This window comes from Brunnivagina elsteri CCALA 953, assembly GCF_002289455.1.
Taxonomy (GTDB): Bacteria; Cyanobacteriota; Cyanobacteriia; order Cyanobacteriales; family Nostocaceae; genus Brunnivagina; species Brunnivagina elsteri.
Map to the genome: position 1 here is coordinate 1 of NZ_NTFS01000128.1, position 15,698 is coordinate 15,698.

The window sequence follows — 15,698 nt, forward strand, 5'->3', positions numbered from 1 at the left end:
GAATTAGTATTCTGATTCAAAAGCAATAAAAATCAGGGCAATAGTATTCTGATTGAAAGGCAATAAAAAACAGGGCAAACAACCGTTTGCCCCTACGGTATTGTCGATCGCAAACTGTACTTAATATGGAAACTACGCAAAGCTGGAAAAATCGAGATTTGGGGGAACATCTTGGATACGTCCCACACCAACAGCACGGATTGCTTCCCGTAGCGAAACATCACCCGTATAGATGGCACGTCCAACAATCGCACCTGTTACTCCTTGGGGTTCAAGTGCAAGTAAACTCAATAAATCGGTGACGGAACTAACACCACCAGAAGCGATTACAGGAATGGAAATTGTATTCGCAAGTTCGCGGAGTGCTTCTAAATTTGGTCCTGCGAGGGTTCCATCTCGGTGAATATCTGTGTAAATTATTGCCGATGCTCCAAACTCTTGCATTTGGACAGCGAGTTGAGTAGCTTCGACTTCCGAAGTTTCCAACCAACCACGGGTAGCAACTTTCCCATTCCGAGCATCAATACCAACAATAATTTGACTGGGAAACTCTTGACATAAAGCATGAACTAACTGAGGTTCTTCAACTGCAACAGTTCCTAAAATTGCCCAACGAACACCAATATCCAATAATTGCTTCACACTATCGCGATCGCGTAATCCTCCCCCAACTTCCACGGGTATTGATACCGCATTGGTAATTGCTGCGATCGCGCCTAAATTAGTCGGTTTACCTGCTTTTGCACCATCCAAATCCACTAAATGCAGTCGAGTTGCACCTTCATCTTGCCATTGTTTGGCAACCTCAACCGGATTCTCGTTAAATACTTGCGATTGGGCATAATCACCCTGATATAGTCGTACACAACGACCTTCTAGTAAATCAATTGCTGGAATAACTTCCATTTTTGCGTTCCTTAAATTTGGGGAAAGGGGAAAAGGGAATCAAAATCCCACTTTCTTTGATGCTGTTGCTACTAAAGCAACTTTCCTAATTATTTTCCTTCAATGATGCTACAAATAATTACTTTGGAGCAGGAATTTAATAACCTGCAATTTCGATTAAATTTGGAATGATGAAATACAAATCAGGGCAAACAACCGTGGGTTCCCCTACGGTATTCTCGACTGCCAACTATATTTATTTTGGAAGGGATTGCAGTAAGGTTTTGGCATTTTGAGCGATCGCATCCCAATTTCCCTTTTCAACCAAAGCTTTCGGGAATAGTTCACCACTTAATCCGACTGCGATCGCACCTGAAAGCAGAAAATCGCCAGCATTTTCTAAGGTGACACCACCAGTGGGAATGAGGGGAATATGTCCAAGTGGACCCTGTAAACTCTGGATATAATTAGCACCACCCATAGATTGTACGGGAAAGACTTTCACCCCAGAAGCCCCTAAATTCCAGGCAGATACAATTTCCGTCGGAGTTAGTGCCCCTAGATTAATTGGTATATTTTGTTCTATTCCTGTGTGGATCAATTCGGCATCGACATGGGGAGTAAAAACATATTCGGCTCCAGATGCGATCGCATTATTTAAATCTCGGATATTTAGCACCGTTCCCGTACCAATCATACAGTCAGGTAATTCGCTACGAAGCTTGTTAATTAAATTACCTGCTTCAGCACTATTCCAAGTAATTTCAATGAGATTTATTCCAGCTTTTGCCACAGAAGCAGCCATTTTTCGTCCCACTTCTAAATTGGGAGCGCGAATAACTGCAATCACTGGAAATGTTTGTAACTTTAACAACCAAGTATTAAGCATCTAATTAACTAATAAAAAGGAGGCAGAAATCAGAATAAAGAATAGAATTTTAATTATTGAAGAATATTTGAATTACGTTTTCCCCAATATTCATATCCTCATTCTGACTGCTAAATTACGAAAATACACAGATTAATGCTATTTTTATTTATACGTATAAATATTCAGTTAAATTGCCTAATATTACTTAAAAATGACGAAAACCCCACGAAACAAAAACGTCTCCATCCATATTTATCCATATTAATCCGCGTGAATCTGCGTGAATCTGCGGTTTTTATCTCTATATCCCAAAACAAGATTACCCCATGAATTACAAACAATTATTTAATACAACATTAGCTACCCTAGGAATCATCGGAACATTAACCAGTACTTGGGTTAATCCATCCCTATCCCAGACGAAAAAAACACCTTTAAAATCCCCCGAATCAGCATCTACTTCACGAAAAAAAGATAGGGGTAATCAACTTTACAGCTTGCGATCGCATATTTGGGATGTTTCCGACTTAGCATTTTCAAAAGAAGGAAAATTCCTAATTAGCGGTAGCTTTGACGAAACAATTCAACTCTGGAGTCTTTCAACACATAAACTAATTCGCACATTCCCAGGACAAAAAGACGGAGTACAAGCTGTATTAATTACTCCAGACACACAAACCTTAATTAGTGCAGGGGGAACAGCCAAAACCAACAGTGACAAAGCAATTCGGATTACCAGCTTGAAAAATGGTAAACTTATCGGCAACTTAAACAGTCACACATTGGGAATTACAGCCTTAGCAATGACTCCCGATGGACAAACCCTAGCTAGTGGTAGTTACGACAAAACCATCAAACTATGGAATTGGAAAACCAGAACATTAACTAATACCCTTATAGGACATAATAGCTGGGTGCGATCGCTTGCAATTAGACCAGATGGTAAAATTTTAGTTAGTGGAGGTGGTTCTCCCGACGAAAAAACTGATAGCAGCGTTAAAATCTGGGATTTAGCCACAGGGAAATTAATTCGTACCATCCCCGGAAACAGCAGTTCCATTAGCTATGTTGGTTTTACAGCAGATGGACAAAAAATAGTTAGTGGTAGCGAAACCGAAATCAAAATTTGGAATGCAAATAATGGTGAACTTGTCAACATAATTAAAGCACCATCTCCAGAAGGAATCAAAGCGATCGCAATTAGTCCTAATGGTACAACCATAGCTACAACATCCCTAGACGCTTCAGTTAAGCTATGGAACATCGCAGACGGAAAACTCATACAAACCCTAGTTCCAGCAGCTAACAACGACAATCTAGACCGATTATATCCAAGTAGTGTTCGCTTTAGTCCCAATGGTAAAATAATTGCGATCGGACATGGAGGAGGAGCATATTTATCCAAGTTTCCCATCGACGTATATCAATTGAAATAGAAATTATTAAATAGAAATTAGGAATGTAGAGATGTATCGCGTCTCTCTAAGTAATTAGTTAGAATTGACGTACTGGAAATTTCCTATCTATTCCCTGTACCTCTAAATAATTAAGTCGTTAGCAAGAGGAAAAAAGGCGAATAAATCCCTAAGCTAAGAATTACATACTTGTAAAATAATTAGGAATAGGAATTATGCCACTTTATAAACTTGCTGACTTTGATAACAACTATCAAGAAACCTTTGGTGGTAATGATATCAAATCTTTAGACCTTTATACCGAAGGTGAAATTAAAATTGGTTCAGTTGCAGATGTACTTGTGGATCATGAAGGGAAATTTCGTTACTTAGCTATTGACGTAAGCATTGATTCCATAGACAAAACAATCTTACTACCCATTGGACTCTCTCGAATTGATTATAATCGCGATCGCGTCTATGTCGATGGATTGAACAAACAGCAAGTCGAACATCTTCCTGAATATCGAGAAGATATTATAGCAGACTACGATTACGAAGAGAAAGTTCGTCAAGCTTACCGTTCAACATCGAATGATGTTAATTACGATCGCAATACTTATAATTATCAACAAGATGCTAATTTATACGATTTAGATGCACGAGAAAATCAAACATTTAAATTGTACGAAGAAAGACTGATTGCCAATAAAAATCGCATTAAAAAAGGTGAAGTTAGCGTTGGAAAACATATTGAATTAGAAACTCAAACTATTTCCGTTCCCGTTGAAAAAGAAAGAGTTGTAATTGAGCGAATTAAACCTTCTCCAAGCAATAATATAGTAGATTCTAAGGAATTAAAATTTCAAGAAGGAGAAGTAGCAAGAATTGAACTCTACGAAGAGACTCCAAATATCAGTAAAGAGACATTTGTTCGCGAAGAAATTCACATTAAAAAAGTTATAGACGAGGAAACAGTTGAGAGACAAGAAACAATTCGCCGCGAAGAATTGGATGTTGATACTCAAGGAAACCTTAACATGGATGAAACTAATTTATCATAGAATTCAAGAGTCGTAACCCAAAAACTCAAGAGAGTATATTAACCTTTAAAAATATGCTCTCCCTGTATTCCTCCGCGTAAAACTCTGCGAGACTCTGCGTTTAAAAATAAAATCTAGGATACCTTTCCTAATTTCTCTAGCTGAAAATTAAGAATCAAAATCCTTCTTTAGATTCCTCCATAATCCATTCAAATCAAACCAGAGAAAGAGGATGTCAAAATAAATAATTTCTATGATGATAAGCAATAAAACCATTTGAAAGTAACTTGAAGGTAAATTTTATGTCTCTTTATAAAATTTCAGATTTTGACCCAAACTATCGCGATAGTTTTCAAGGTAATGATGTTAAAGGTTCAGGTGTTTATGCCGAAGGAAACGACGATAAAATTGGCAATATTAGCGATATTTTAGTCGATGAAGAAGGACATTTTCGTTATTTTGTAGTTGATTTAGGTTTCTGGATTTTTGGTAAACAAGTACTATTACCTGTAGGGCGATCGCGTATCGATTACAATGCAGATCGTGTTTATGCTGTTGGGATGACACGTCAACAAGCAGAAGCATTACCAGAATTCGACGAGAATCTCGTTCTTGACTACGACTACGAAGAACGAGTTCGTGGAGTCTATCGCAATCCAGATACAGCATCTCGTAACATGCAAACTGTTGATACAACAGCACCACTTGAAACTTCCGCATACTTAGACACATCAGCACCTCTAGATGCATCGGTTGCAAAAACACCTATACCTGCATCAGAGTCACGCAAGACAGCAGACACTCCAACTTATAACCGTGACAACTATACCTATACCCAAGAACCATCGCTTTACGACTTGAACGATCGCGATCATCAAACCCTACGGTTGTACGAAGAACGCTTAGTTGCCAACAAACAACGTCGTAAATCTGGAGAAGTTTCGGTTAGTAAGCACGTCGAAACCGAAACTGCACGGGTTGCAGTACCCATTGAAAGAGAGCGAGTCGTGATTGAACGCACAACCCCTAACGATGCAGGCAAAGCTGTTTCTGGTGACTCTACAGCCTTCCGTGAAGGTGAAATTGCTCAAATCGACATTTATGAAGAAACCCCAGACATTCGTAAAGAAACCGTAGTTCGTGAAGAAGTTCGCGTAAGCAAAGTTGTCGATCGAGATACCGTTGAAGCTCAAGAAACCATCCGTCGTGAAGAATTGGATGTAAATGCACCTGGTCTTACCACTGATGAACATTAGTATAATCAAGTACTCGATTTGCCCGAAATAAAACTACCCCACTCTAACCCTCCCCGCTCGCGAGGAGGGAACATAACTTTTATTTTCCCCCCTTGAAAAGGGAGGTTAGGGGGGATAATTTCCGGGTTATAAAGGGAAATAAGACTTAATCAGTACAGGATAGTTAAATTACGGGAAAGAGATTGAGGGAAGTAAATTATACCAACATAAATCAAACCAGATTCCTATAGAAAATAAAATATTTAGTAATCATCAAACTAAAAATTTATTTATAAAGAATTCAACCTAAAACCATGACTAACAGCAGTGCAACAACTCTAGATACCCAAAACACGAATCAGATTACTCAAATTATCTCTATTATTGCCAATTTAAATAACAAAATTAGTAACTTTGAAATCCTAGATAAAAATGGAGAGATAATTGGTAATGTCAAAGAGGTAATTTTAGATTCAAACCGACAAATTAGTTTTATTGTCACTGAAAATTCATACCTATATAACTCAAGCGTTAATAATCAAAAGCAAAACAAACCTCGGCTTTTTTTATTAAAAGGTCAATTAGTTGAAAAAATTGATACTCCCGAACGTCGAATTATCTCAATTATAGATAAAGAACAGTCAAAATTTTTACCTGAATATCTAGAACGTATAGCCGAATACGAACCAACAGTGAACTCAAATCAAGATAATTCCAACTCTAATAATCAAACAGCAAATCAGGAAAATATATTCTTAGAATCAACAAAAGCCGAAATAAGAATTGTAGAGGAAGATATTCTGCATTTGCTGGCAGAAAAATTAATAGTAGATCGCACCAAAACAAAAATCGGTGAAGTCATTATTCGTAAAGAAATCGAAACTCGCATGGTAACAGTTCCAGTACGACGGGAAAGATTAATTATCGAACAAATTAGCCCCGAAAATAAGCAATTGGCTAGTATTGACTTGGGAGAAGAACAACTTGCAGAAACTCACTTAGCATCATCAGAAATGCCCCCAACAATCAATTTTGACAGCGCTTTAACAATTAGTGGCGAATTTATTTCACCCAAAGTAGCTAGTTTATTATTGAATGCGATCGCAATGGAACGAGACAATGGTTGTAGACGCATTCACATCACCATAGCAGTAGATAACGAACAACATCAAAAGCAATATCAAGAATGGTTTGCACGCACTTCAATCAAATAACATCCATCCTGAATAGTTAAATACAGTTTGCGTTCGAGATTACTGTAGGGGTAAACTCTTACCCTAATTTGTCTTACGTGCAAACGAGAATCGCTATATAAATTTACGCGATCGCATACGAAAAGTGTGGACGATAACTGGTAGCAATCTGTATATTAGCAATCTGTATATAGATTGAGACTACCGGAAAATCACCATACTAATATGCCACAATGGAAAGTCGATCGAGTATTTATTCAAGCTTACAATGAAGCTAACTTCCAAGAAGAATTAAATTACGCCAAAAACTACGCTGGAGTTGCCATTAGCGAACGACAATTTCACCGCTTAAAAGAATTAATAGATAACCCCGAAATCAAAAGTATTTTAATTTTTCCTCTCGCAGGTAAACCAGAAGAAACAGCTTCCAGCTTAAAAAACTTGACAAAAGACATCAAATAAAAATACCAAAAATAGTTATAAACTGATACAAGCGCAGTTCAGTATTTTCCTCATCTTCCTTGGCGCTCTCTGCGTTCTTGGCGGTTCAACAAATATTTTAGATTATTCAGCACTCCTAAATAAACGGGTATATTCAGGATGGTAAAGACGCGAGCGCACATTTCTATAATTATTCTTTGCTAGTGCTGGACTAATTACATAAAGTGTGGTACGCACCAAATTGTTTTGATGTGTAAAAGCTGCCATCTCAGTTAAAGGAATAACCGCAACTATTTCATCATCCCATCCAATGCGGTAGCAAACAGCCACAAACGTATCCTGCGGATAATGTTCTAATAACTGAGCTTGGGCATTTTCCACATGACGAGCGCTAAGATACAGGCACAAACTCGCTTGATGGGCTGCCAGGGTTGTTAATTCCTCATTTGCAGGAACTTCCGTGCGTCCACTAATCCGCGTCAAAATAATAGTCTGGACTAATCCCGGCACAGTTAATTCTACCTTCAACTTTGCCGCAGCAGCCTGAAACGCACTAATACCGGGAATAACCTCAAAAGGAACTTCAGCTTCTGCTAGTAAGTGCATTTGCTCATGGATAGCACTATACAAACTCGGATCACCAGACTGTAAGCGAACAACTGATTTTCCTTGACGCACTCGCTCAACCATAACTGGCAAAATATCCTCCAAAGTCTTATTTGCTGTTCTAATAATTTCCGCGTCCTTTTTACAAAAATCGAGTATTTGTTCTGGAACCAAAGAATCTGCAAATAAAATTACATCAGCACTGGCTAAAATTTTTATCGCTTTAACCGTTAATAAATCAGGGTCTCCGGGACCAGCACCGACAATATACACAGCAGGTTTTAAGATAAAACTTGAATTTTGGCGACATAAATCTAAAGTAATATCACGCATAAAATTAGGGACGAAAATTTATCAAAAAAGAATTTGGAGATTTTGTTCAGTGAGTTTCCGGATAATACCCCCATATTTAGTAAAGGTAATTGGTAGATGCACCCTGGTTAAGCCCTAGAGAATACTCTGGGGCATTTTTTATTTTTGGGCATTGGGTTATTCGCAATTCCAAACTCCTCACTCCTCATTCCCCATTCCCCCAATCTCTTCCACAGGGGAAACAACATCAGGAAGCGGACGATTTTTCTTATAAAGCCACCACAACCCAGCAGCGCCCAAAGCAATACCAACTAGACTAATAAATTGTGCCATCCGCAATGGTCCCAACATGAGGCTGTCGGTTCGCAATCCTTCGATCCATAATCGACCGAAGCTGTATGTAGCCAGGTAAATTAGGAACAGCGTGCCAACTTTTAATTTTGGCTTATTCTGCAAGCTGCGAAAGAATAGAGTTATTAATAAAGCAAAAACACCCAAATCCCATATCGATTCATAGAGAAATGTCGGATGAAAATACTCGATATTGGGAAACTGGGATGGACGACGTTCTGGGGGAATATATAATTTCCACGGTAAATTGCTGGGACTTCCAAAAGCTTCTGAGTTGAAAAAATTTCCCCAACGTCCGATCGCTTGTCCTAAAATCACCGAAGGTGCAACTAAATCAGCCATTTGCCAAAAAGAAATTTTCTTGAGTTTAGAGAAAATTAAAGCCGCTAAAGTTCCACCAAGTATTGCCCCGTGGATAGCTATACCTCCTTCCCAAATAGCGATTATTTTTCCAGGATTTCGAGCATATTCGGACCATTGAAATATCACGTAATATAGTCGTGCGGCTGGAATCGCCCCAATTATTAACCAAATTGATAAATCACTTAATAAATCTGGGTTGACATGACGACGCTTGGCTAAATATTGAGATAAAGTAACACCTAACAGAACTGCCGTAGCTATCAACAAGCCATACCAGCGCACTGTGATTGGTCCAAGTTGGAAAACAATTGGTCCTGGGGAAGTAAAACGAAACGCTAAAGGCAAAAGAGTAAAATCTAGTGTCATTTAAAAATACCCATAAAAGTTAGAAGTTATTAGAAGTTAATTGTAAAGGTGTAAACTGCTTGGATGGGCGGGTTCCTTCCATTGCCCAGAGTGCTGATTTTGCATCTTTCTAAGTATTTTGTCTAATATTTTTGCTTTTAACTTGAGACTCCTTTCCTCACCACAGGATTGATTGTAATTCGCCTTGGCTGCACAAAGACGCTAAATTTCCCGTTTCTAGATTTACAATCCCCGAATAATCTTCCAATAATCTCGCATCTTTACTTAGACCAGATGTCTGATATTATTCCAATACACATAACGCCTTATCAATAATTAATCTCTTACCATAATCTACTTATGTATCGTATAATCACTTCAACTTCAACAACTTAGAGGCATCCATAATCTATGATTGCCATTTACCCAGGAAGCTTTGACCCGATCACACTAGGGCATCTCGACATTATCCAGCGTGGCGCGAGACTATTTGAGTGGGTAATAGTTGCTGTGTCACTTAACCCAAACAAAACACCATTATTTACCGTAGAAAAACGGATAGAGCAAATCAGTCAATCGGTAAAACATCTACCAAACGTTGAAGTTGATAGCTTCGACGGATTAACTGTTAATTATGCTCAGATGCGCCAAGCACAAGTATTATTGAGGGGTTTAAGGGCAATCTCTGATTTTGAAGTCGAACTCCAGATGGCGCACACCAATAACACTCTTTCGACGCAAATCGAAACAGTTTTTCTAGCGACATCAAACGAGTATAGTTTTTTAAGTAGTAGTGTAGTAAAAGAGATTGCAAGGTTTGGTGGCTCTGTCAATCATCTTGTCCCTCCGCACGTTGCTCTAGATATATACCAATGCTACACCCAAAATTATCAAGTCGCGAACCCGAACAAAACGGAATCAATCCCATCCCTCAGGAACTATCCAACGGAGTCTCCCCTGTAGAAACTCCATCAACGGAAAGTTTGGACATTCAGCAGGAAATTAACCGCTTGGAAGAGACGATTCTCTCAAGCTTCCGCATCCCTTTGACTCGACGTACTTTGGTGGACGAAGAAAAGCTGCTCGACTTGCTGGATTTAATCAGGATGTCGTTACCGCAAGCGTTTGCTGAGGCTGGGTTGATTATCCAACAAAAAGAGGAGATATTGCTGGAGGCAGAGGAATACGGACAGCGCATTGTCGATGCGGCACAAGCTAAACGCGCTCAGATTTTGGATGAAAATGACATAATTCACCAAGCAGAGCGGGAATCTGAACAAATGCACCGGAAAGTGCAGCAAGAATGCGACGCGATTATGCAAGAAACTTTGCAAGAAATTGATATCAAACGTCGTCAATGCCAGCAAGAATTAGAGGAAATGCGACAACGTGCTGTAGCAGAAGCTCAACAAATCGAGCAAGGTGCTGATGATTATGCTGATAGTGTTTTAGAACATATTGAGGAAGATTTAAATGAGATGACACGTATTATTCGGAATGGTAGACAGCAACTTCGTCCTGATGGTAAGCCTTTGAGCAATAAAAAGTAAATTCTCACCATTTTATCATTGAATAAATTTTTCGGTCAGAAATTTTGTGCTGATTAGTATAACTGATTGCGATCGCACACTCTGTCAAGGAAATCATTCGCATTAATTAAGTTGTAATAACTAAAATTTTGGTTTATCTTTCAGCAGCATCGTGAGTACGGAAAATGGTTTAAGGTTTACCAGAAAACGAAAAGCTACTGTAACTTAAGTAAGTATGGAGTTTTTACCTACAATCAACACTATTCGTCCATCGAAACAAAAACCTATGTCACGTCGATTTTATGTTACTTCCTCTGGATGCTACTGGAGTTTCTCTAAGCGAGGATATTTAGAGTTTTTGCAAGATGGGGCAAAACAAAAGTTGAGCAATTTATCTAATAATTTAAATTCTCTGGAAGAATATCAAGTACGAATAATTAAAAAACCATCACAGCAAGCCAAACCAATTGATATAACCGATTTTGATGTCGAGCATTATCAAATGGAATTGGAGCATTTTTTGAAAACTGGCAAACAAACTGGATTTAATGCAGTTGAGTATATAAATGTATTTTTTGATTAATTAATTTTGATTAATCGCACTTATTAATCTGACAATCCGGGGATATCATTTTCATAATTTGGGTCTTGAGTACCAAGTAACCTGTCCCAGAAGGTAAAATATAAACCGTAGTGCAATGTATACTTACGATGATGTATCGAGTGGTGTGTCGCAGTGACGAACCATTTACCGAGCCAATGGCTTTTAAATGACGAGGGAAACACCTCAAATCCAAGATGGTTCAATACAGCCCATACCGTCATCACCATCAATATGGCAATCAAAGTGATGAAATGAAGTGGAAGTATGAAAACTATAACTACAAAAAACAGAGCTTGTGCGATCACTTCTGGAGGATCAAATGCGAAGGAACTCCACGGAGTTGGTTCTCCTGAACGATGGTGTCCGTAATGTGCCCATTTAAAAAGTCGGGGATGGTGAAACATCCGATGGATAAAGTAAAAGTATGTATCTTGAAGCAAAAGCACCGCAACAAAACTGACTCCTAAATACCACAGTCCATACTGATGTATATCAGCATACAAAAGTGTAACTCCCAAATCGTAACCTGACATAATCAGCGTGGCACAAACGGCAAAAACCACCGCAGAAAGGAGCGATAATTCAATATCCTTGACGATGGAACCGTTCAATGGGGGGAACCGACGCAAACTTTTTTTCGCAAAATACTTTCCCAGAAACGAATAAAAGAGAAAGTAAGCTCCCCCAGCGATCAGAAAGTATCGGGCAAGAATAGCCCCGAAGAAGACGAACCAATAGAAACAAAATGAGTGGGCTATCAATATCAAATTTCCTCTTTGGAGTCCCATACTCGCGCAGCATCACCCAAAAATTAGTTAATTGTTATCTGTCCGATGAGCGCAATCCTTTGTGTACTATATCATCCTCCCATCTCGTCACCGTGAGAGAACTCTCTCTCTGGGCTTATCTCTGTCTCCGTCAGCTTTTCTAATTCTGCCATCAGTTACCGAAGCAAGGAATTTTAAATAATTAGGTTATCTCAGCATAAACACTGAAGTATGCAACATTTGATATAGTACAATATTGTGTATAAGAGCTTGACAAAAGTGATAGGCAATGTACAGCAACAAAGGTCAAACTATAGTTCTTAACGGCAAATAGTAACTACTTAGTTGATTAGGGAGAAAAGGCATCACCATGACACAGATTTTTGGCGAATTTATTGAAAAACATTCTACTAGGGAAAAACTGACTTTAGAAATTTTACCTGATTCTATATCAGTTGAAGAATTTTGGCGTAATAATGACTTATCTGCGAATTTTATTGCTGATTTTTTAACAACATTTGTCACAAAAAATGACCAGGAAGAAACTAATTTGCAACGACAATCAGAAATTAAGAGTTCTATGAGTTATATTGCTAATGAGCTTCTAGAAAACTCTGTCAAATACTGCCATCAAGCTTCACAATTACCTATTACTATCAAATTATATATAGATAGACAAAAAATTAGATTTTTTGTCACCAATTGTATTAGTCAGTTACGTGCTGCCAATCTTCAAGGCATCATTTACCAAATCTCCCATACTAATCCAGAAGAACTTTATATTAGCCATTTGGAAAAAAACTCTGGTGATGAATACAGTTTTAAATCAGGGATTGGTTTTCTGAGTATGATTAACGATTACTCGGCTAATTTAGCTTGGAAATTTGAAGCGATCGCAGACAAACCTCAAGTTATGAGTATAACGACAATGGTTGAGTTATCGGTATAAATCATTTGAAAATATCTCCGACTTTTCCCTAGTGATTCTTTCTCGTTTTACTAAAGTTAGAAGTCGGGGATATAAGTATTAATTTGAGACTTTTCAATAATATTTTTCAATGCTAAAAAAGTAGTTCTATCGTTGATTAATCTTGGTATTCGACTATATCTAGAGGTTGCTGAAAAAAACGTACTTTCTGTATTTTTGGGGAACTATAAAAAATTGTTCAGCTAAATTTTATTTAGATAAATAACTATTATTATTTATCCGTAATATTACTGAAGCTAAATAAATGATCTCAGTGCGATATTATGTAGAGTGAGTAATTATATTAGCTAAATATAATCAACATCACCTAAGGTAAATGAAGTAGATAAATAAAACCTGTAGAGACGAGATATTTCACGTCTCTGTATATTCAGTAAAAAGCTACGCTGCTGTATTAATAGTTAAGTTGATAAAATTCATTTTTATAATACTTATCATACTTCAAATTAATTATTCACAAGTAAATAAAGCAAGTGTAAAATTAGATTTTATAATGAGCATATCAAACTAAGAAGATTGAATCATAAATTATGTAATTAAGAGGGCATTAAAATGAATCAAATATTTGGATATTATGTAGACAAACCACTTAATCAAGACCAATTAACTTTAAGTTTTTCACCATCTTCAATACCAATAAAAGACCGTTGGCGGAATAATGGATTGTCGGCTGATTTTATGGCTGATTATCTAACATCTTTTATCCCCACAGATGAGAACCAACCCAGCACTGCTCAACGGCAATCAGAAATTAAAAGTGCAACTAGCTATATTGCAAATGAGTTACTAGAAAACTCCATGAAATATTGTGACTATAGGTTCGCTGTCCAATCAGTATTCAACTTCAATTGGATGCCGATCAAATTAGATTTTTTGTCACCAATAGTATTAATAAGTCTTCTGTAGCTTCTTTTGTTGCCTTTGTCGAAGAGTTAATGGTTTCAGATGCAAATGAATTATATTTTAGTCAATTAGAAAAAAATGCAGAAGATGAAAATAGTACAGCTTCTGGTTTAGGTTTATTGAGTATGATAAATGATTATTCAGCGATGCTTGGCTGGAAGTTTGAGACTATACAAGAAAAGCCAGAAATAATCACTGTGACTACGATGGTTCAACTCACAATCTAAGCAATATTCTATACTCACCTTATAAGTTAATTTCAAATGATGGAAATAAAAGACGATAATTATAAAGTTTGCTATGATACTAGCTCTGCCAGTATTAACTTCCACGGAAGTCTGAGATTAAATGGGATGGAAGAATATTCCTCCATCTTAAAAATTTTGAACGATGCTATTAGTGGTAATCCAGCAAGGTTGACTTTAAATCTAATACATCTTGATTTCCTAAATAGTTCTGGAATTACAATGCTGTCGAAGTTTGTGATTGGAATGCGTAGTAATTCAGCCATTCATTTGATGATACTTGGTTCAAATGCCATACCTTGGCAAGGTAAATTATTGAAGAATTTACAAAGATTAATGCCAAATTTAAATATGAAGCTTATATAGATAGTAATCAGAAGAGGAATGAAGATAGTATGACGATGATTCAAGATGAAAATTACCATGTTTGGTATGATGAAAATAGTGAGACTATTTATTTGAAAGGCTCATTACGTTTAGCTGGAATGGCAGAATATTCTCCTATTCTAAACTTATTAAATGATGTAGCAAGTAGTGCATCTACTATCAATATTAATTTAACCAATTTAGATTTGCTGAATAGTTCAGGGGTTAATATGCTATCTAAATTTTTTATTGATATGCGTAAAAAGCCCGAAGTTCAGATGATAATGCTAGCTTCTAGTAAAATACCTTGGCAGACAAAATCATTGAAAAATTTACAACGATTAATGCCGCGTATGTCACTTAAATTTGATTAAGTTTATTAGACTTATTACTCAATATTAATATTTTATATCTCCATTAAATCGGCACAATAATACCTTCTTTTTGGGTATTCTAATAATTAATATGGGTTGATATCGGATTACTCCGCAGATTTTTGAACACACTCTAAAATACCTAAACTTATAAGCACAAGCTACAACAAAAATCAAACCTGATTCCTACATATATTAAATCTAAAGTATACTGCGAACGCCTTAAAGTTGGACTTATTAATTAATATAGAACCCCTCTCCAAACCTCTCCCCTTAGTAAGGGGAGAGGCTTAAGATTGTCATTTTGAGGTGAAGAAAAGTTCAGTTTTCAAGCGTTTTTAGTATAGGTAACAAAATATAAAGTTGCCAAAATGATAATTAAATTTAAATATTAACTAAATTTAAGAATAATAAATTTTAACTTTAATTAAGAAAAACTGCATACTATGAACTATCTTCAGATTCCTCACAACTTCCTCACATTCTAAAAGTAGTTTCAGGTTAGACAACATAAATAATGAAGTTCTTCAAATCATTTCTGATTTATGTTGCAGTTGTTATTTTGCTTATAATTATGAATTACTGCCCTTGCTGTTCTGGTGTTTTACTTCGTCACATTAGCAAAAATGAAGTTTCCTGGTTTTGTCGTAGTTGTTGGGAAACTATGCCCATATTTATTGATGTAAATAGTTCTGTTTCAGCGAAATTGGCGGGTTTTGAAGCAAACCTGACAATTAAACGAGAAAAGAGAAACACTAATGTTATATCCGCAGCTTAAAAATAAAAAAGATTTTCTCAGATCGAGATAAACCTCGTCCATTTTGAGAACTGGAGTTTTCCACGAAAATATATTATTGTGAATTTAGGGGTGTAGTTGAGAGTG

Annotated in this window: 19 protein-coding genes; 14 read left to right on the top strand and 5 right to left on the bottom strand. The window is 37.0% G+C overall.

What is annotated here, in order from left to right; genetic code table 11:
- Positions 1-132: 132 nt before the first annotated feature.
- Together hisA and CK510_RS13170 are read right to left on the bottom strand one after the other, a co-directional pair.
- On the bottom strand, positions 133-906 hold the full coding sequence (gene hisA / locus CK510_RS13165; RefSeq protein WP_095722142.1) for a 1-(5-phosphoribosyl)-5-[(5-phosphoribosylamino)methylideneamino]imidazole-4-carboxamide isomerase: 774 nt from the start codon (positions 904-906) through the stop codon (positions 133-135).
- A gap of 235 nt (positions 907-1,141) precedes the next feature.
- Positions 1,142-1,774 carry a bifunctional 4-hydroxy-2-oxoglutarate aldolase/2-dehydro-3-deoxy-phosphogluconate aldolase gene (locus tag CK510_RS13170; protein WP_095722143.1) on the bottom strand — a complete coding sequence of 211 codons (633 nt, stop codon included), beginning with the start codon at positions 1,772-1,774 and terminating at the stop codon, positions 1,142-1,144.
- Positions 1,775-2,082: 308 nt separating this feature from the next.
- On the opposite strand from CK510_RS13170, the gene CK510_RS13175 reads away from it, so the two are divergent.
- The 5 genes from CK510_RS13175 (at position 2,083) to CK510_RS13195 (ending at position 7,083) form a co-directional block, all read left to right on the top strand.
- Positions 2,083-3,192, top strand: a complete 1,110-nt coding sequence (locus CK510_RS13175) for a WD40 repeat domain-containing protein (RefSeq protein ID WP_095722144.1) — start codon at positions 2,083-2,085, stop codon at positions 3,190-3,192.
- Between the two features lie 194 nt (positions 3,193-3,386).
- Positions 3,387-4,214 (top strand): DUF2382 domain-containing protein, encoded by an 828-nt coding sequence (locus CK510_RS13180; RefSeq protein ID WP_095722145.1) that lies wholly within the window; start codon positions 3,387-3,389, stop codon positions 4,212-4,214.
- A 281-nt stretch (positions 4,215-4,495) separates the two neighbouring features.
- A complete protein-coding gene (locus tag CK510_RS13185) occupies positions 4,496-5,449 on the top strand; it encodes a DUF2382 domain-containing protein (protein WP_095722146.1) in 954 nt (317 codons plus the stop codon).
- Positions 5,450-5,742: 293 nt separating this feature from the next.
- Entirely contained in the window at positions 5,743-6,642 is a 900-nt protein-coding gene (locus CK510_RS13190; RefSeq protein WP_095722147.1) for a DUF2382 domain-containing protein, read from the top strand.
- Between the two features lie 204 nt (positions 6,643-6,846).
- The gene (locus tag CK510_RS13195; protein ID WP_245912128.1) at positions 6,847-7,083 is read left to right on the top strand and encodes a hypothetical protein; all 237 of its coding nucleotides are present in this window, start codon (positions 6,847-6,849) and stop codon (positions 7,081-7,083) included.
- Between the two features lie 102 nt (positions 7,084-7,185).
- Here the strand turns inward: CK510_RS13195 and cobM are convergent, their stop codons facing one another.
- Entirely contained in the window at positions 7,186-8,001 is an 816-nt protein-coding gene (gene cobM, locus CK510_RS13200; RefSeq protein ID WP_095722148.1) for a precorrin-4 C(11)-methyltransferase, read from the bottom strand.
- 177 nt (positions 8,002-8,178) lie between these two features.
- Positions 8,179-9,060, bottom strand: a complete 882-nt coding sequence (gene lgt / locus CK510_RS13205) for a prolipoprotein diacylglyceryl transferase (protein ID WP_095722149.1) — start codon at positions 9,058-9,060, stop codon at positions 8,179-8,181.
- A 390-nt stretch (positions 9,061-9,450) separates the two neighbouring features.
- Here lgt and coaD point away from each other — a divergent pair, with 390 nt between their 5' ends.
- The 3 genes from coaD to CK510_RS13220 all read left to right on the top strand — a co-directional run bounded on the left by coaD (position 9,451) and on the right by CK510_RS13220 (position 11,151).
- A complete protein-coding gene (gene coaD, locus CK510_RS13210; protein ID WP_095722150.1) occupies positions 9,451-10,002 on the top strand; it encodes a pantetheine-phosphate adenylyltransferase in 552 nt (183 codons plus the stop codon).
- On the top strand, positions 9,912-10,589 hold the full coding sequence (locus CK510_RS13215) for a F0F1 ATP synthase subunit B family protein (protein WP_211293187.1): 678 nt from the start codon (positions 9,912-9,914) through the stop codon (positions 10,587-10,589). Before coaD ends, CK510_RS13215 begins: the two co-directional genes overlap by 91 nt.
- Positions 10,590-10,854: 265 nt before the next feature.
- A complete protein-coding gene (locus CK510_RS13220) occupies positions 10,855-11,151 on the top strand; it encodes a hypothetical protein (RefSeq protein WP_143289289.1) in 297 nt (98 codons plus the stop codon).
- Positions 11,152-11,174: 23 nt separating this feature from the next.
- Here CK510_RS13220 and CK510_RS13225 read toward each other — a convergent pair whose 3' ends face one another.
- On the bottom strand, positions 11,175-11,801 hold the full coding sequence (locus CK510_RS13225; protein ID WP_342745957.1) for a sterol desaturase family protein: 627 nt from the start codon (positions 11,799-11,801) through the stop codon (positions 11,175-11,177).
- Between the two features lie 508 nt (positions 11,802-12,309).
- Here CK510_RS13225 and CK510_RS13230 point away from each other — a divergent pair.
- The 6 genes from CK510_RS13230 (at position 12,310) to CK510_RS32770 (ending at position 15,593) form a co-directional block, all read left to right on the top strand.
- Entirely contained in the window at positions 12,310-12,888 is a 579-nt protein-coding gene (locus CK510_RS13230) for a slr1658 family protein (protein ID WP_095722153.1), read from the top strand.
- 591 nt (positions 12,889-13,479) lie between these two features.
- Positions 13,480-13,833 carry a slr1658 superfamily regulator gene (locus CK510_RS33425; RefSeq protein ID WP_245912129.1) on the top strand — a complete coding sequence of 118 codons (354 nt, stop codon included), beginning with the start codon at positions 13,480-13,482 and terminating at the stop codon, positions 13,831-13,833.
- Entirely contained in the window at positions 13,776-14,057 is a 282-nt protein-coding gene (locus CK510_RS33430; protein ID WP_444876496.1) for a slr1658 superfamily regulator, read from the top strand. The genes CK510_RS33425 and CK510_RS33430 overlap by 58 nt, the downstream gene beginning before the upstream one ends.
- Positions 14,058-14,093: 36 nt before the next feature.
- Positions 14,094-14,441, top strand: coding sequence for a slr1659 superfamily regulator (locus tag CK510_RS13240; protein WP_245912131.1), 348 nt, complete (start codon positions 14,094-14,096; stop codon positions 14,439-14,441).
- A 35-nt stretch (positions 14,442-14,476) separates the two neighbouring features.
- The gene (locus tag CK510_RS13245) at positions 14,477-14,815 is read left to right on the top strand and encodes a slr1659 superfamily regulator (RefSeq protein WP_095722155.1); all 339 of its coding nucleotides are present in this window, start codon (positions 14,477-14,479) and stop codon (positions 14,813-14,815) included.
- A 574-nt stretch (positions 14,816-15,389) separates the two neighbouring features.
- Positions 15,390-15,593, top strand: coding sequence for a hypothetical protein (locus tag CK510_RS32770; protein ID WP_143289290.1), 204 nt, complete (start codon positions 15,390-15,392; stop codon positions 15,591-15,593).
- Positions 15,594-15,698: the final 105 nt, after the last annotated feature.